Source organism: Desulfovibrio desulfuricans, assembly GCF_024460775.1.
GTDB lineage: Bacteria > Desulfobacterota > Desulfovibrionia > Desulfovibrionales > Desulfovibrionaceae > Desulfovibrio > Desulfovibrio desulfuricans_E.
Genome location: NZ_JANFYZ010000066.1, coordinates 1 through 268 on the forward strand (window position 1 = coordinate 1; position 268 = coordinate 268).

The following is a 268-nucleotide window of genomic DNA, read 5'->3' on the forward strand; positions in this document are numbered from 1 at the left end:
GTCGCTATGCTGCACTCTATCGTTTTATAAAATTCTTAACAAGTTGCTCCGCCTTTCAAATGTTTCTGCGCTCTTATGTTTTCATCTTTGCGGGCTAACAGTCCATCTCCCAAAAGCTGTTCCTGAACATTTTCAAATCCGAGTCTTTCAACCGTATCCGCAAATCGCTCTCCCGTGATCCCCTGTTCCCGGAACAAAAGAATTGCTTTTTCCACAATATCAAGCACTTCTTCTTTATCTGTAAACACTTTTTCAAGGTATCTTCCCC

1 protein-coding gene is annotated in these 268 nt (G+C 41.8%); it reads right to left on the bottom strand.

All coding sequences use genetic code 11. The features are described from left to right. Nucleotides 1-35 precede the first annotated feature (35 nt). Nucleotides 36-268: hypothetical protein (locus tag NE637_RS15425; RefSeq protein WP_256267811.1), on the bottom strand; the 233-nt coding region annotated here is incomplete at its 5' end.